2 protein-coding genes are annotated in these 1,234 nt (G+C 47.5%); both read left to right on the top strand.

Translation table 11 applies throughout. The features are described from left to right. Nucleotides 1–573 (top strand): tRNA preQ1(34) S-adenosylmethionine ribosyltransferase-isomerase QueA (queA, locus tag ACTHS3_RS13655; protein WP_440368210.1); only part of this gene is annotated, 573 nt, incomplete at its 5' end. Between the two features lie 115 nt (nt 574–688). Then, nucleotides 689–1,234 (top strand): hypothetical protein (locus tag ACTHS3_RS13660; protein ID WP_440368211.1); only part of this gene is annotated, 546 nt, incomplete at its 3' end.

Raw genomic sequence — 1,234 nt, forward strand, 5'->3', positions numbered from 1 at the left:
GTGGCCGATGATGAAGACGACAGCCGCTATCAGACCGTGTACGCCAAGTACCAAGGCGCAGTGGCCGCACCGACGGCGGGTTTGCACTTTACCGATGAGTTATTGGGCCGTCTGAAAGCCAAAGGCGTAGAAACCGCAGAAGTAACCCTGCACGTCGGTGCCGGCACATTCCAACCCGTGCGCGTCGATAAAATTGAAGAACACAAAATGCACAGCGAGTGGTTTGACGTACCGGCCGAGACTGTTGCCGCCGTTGAGGCCGCCAAAGCGCGCGGCAATAAAGTGTGGGCAGTGGGCACAACCTCCATGCGCGCCTTGGAATCCGCCGCACGCGAAACAGGCCGTCTGAAAGCCGGTCGCGGCGATACCGATATTTTCATTACGCCGGGCTACCGCTTCAATGTTGCCGACCGCTTGATTACCAACTTCCACTTGCCCAAATCAACCTTGCTGATGCTCGTCAGCGCGTTTTCGGGCATGGAGCATATCCGCAGCGTTTACCACCATGCGGTGGCACAGGAATACCGCTTTTTCAGCTATGGCGATGCGATGATTTTGGGGAAGGCGGAATAAATCGGAATCGGATTGGAGCGTTTCAAATGGGGTATTTGGGTTGTCCCGAATCTGAATCAGTTGGAATGCTCTATTAAAATATGCAGCTGAAGTAAGTTATCTAAGGGTCAAATTAATGGATGAGAAAAAAATAGATTTTTTGCTGTATAGCGTACCGGAAAATGTGGACTATACGACGATTCCAGAAGAGCTTGACTTGGAGGATGTGCCGCAAGAGAGGATAGATGGATTAATCGAATTGCTATCCAATGAAAATGAGGTATTACAATTTGATTCAGCACGCCTGCTTGCTCATTGGGGTATTGATGAAGGCTTTGATACTTTGGTTTTGATGTTTGAGAAAGGGGAGACAGAGGGAATGATTGATCATCGTTTACATGGTTATGATGATACAGATCGGCATATCTTGTCTGCTTTTATCAGTTACTGGGCATCTAAAGCAGATCAGAGTCAGCAAAAAGGTGATGATGCACGTCAGAAAATCTTTCCTCCTGTGGTTAGAATTATTCGTAAAGCATCATCGGCAGATTTTTCTATCAGTGAGTTGTTTTGGCTGGTCACGAAAATGCAGTTTATAGAGTATGTGCCGCTCGTTAAAGAATATCTACAGCATATTATTGACTATCCAAGTAAACGGCAGCCCAATTATGCATCAATCGAA

The organism is Neisseria sp. P0009.S007 (genome assembly GCF_051962515.1).